1 protein-coding gene is annotated in these 509 nt (G+C 80.0%); it reads right to left on the bottom strand.

Annotation, left to right across the window (positions count from 1 at the left end; genetic code table 11):
• The coding region (locus FB586_RS19025; protein WP_370741106.1) for a hypothetical protein at positions 1-480 on the bottom strand (480 nt) is incomplete at its 3' end.
• Positions 481-509 lie beyond the last annotated feature (29 nt).

Raw genomic sequence — 509 nt, 5'->3', positions numbered from 1 at the left:
AAGCTCGCCCACCAGCACCCCCCGCAGGTCCCGCTCGGAGGAGCCGAGGGCGCGCAGCCGGCCCAGCGACGTACGCCGCTGCGGGGACCCGGCCGCCGTCGCCAGCGCCGTCCCGAGCAGGGCGAGGGCGGGGAGCAGCACGCACGCCGCTGCCGCCAGCCCGCCCACCGCCGCCGGGAGGGCGGCGCCGCGTCGTCGCTCCAGCTCGACCGGATAGGTGAGCACGACGCCCCCGGGAGCCGCGTCCGCGGCAGCGTCGAGTGCGGCGGCGGCCCCGGGACCGACGGCCCAGAGCGTGACGGGCTCCGCCGGCAGCCCCGCGGCCGTGACGGCCTCGAGGTCGACCACGACGACCGGGTCACCGGTCGCGCCGACGTCCGGCGCCGCGCCGACGACCTCCAGCGGGATGCTCGTGTCCTGCCACCTCAGGCTCGGGTCGTCGCGGAGCCCTGGCGATCCCCCGAGGAGGAGGGCCGGCACCCGCTCCGTCCCCGGGGACGCCAGGCGGG

This window comes from Cellulomonas telluris, assembly GCF_004886325.1.
In the GTDB taxonomy this organism is placed as follows: Bacteria; Actinomycetota; Actinomycetes; order Actinomycetales; family Cellulomonadaceae; genus Cellulomonas; species Cellulomonas telluris.
The sequence above is the reverse complement of the archived record's forward strand: the minus strand, read 5'-3'. Positions and strand labels throughout refer to the sequence as shown.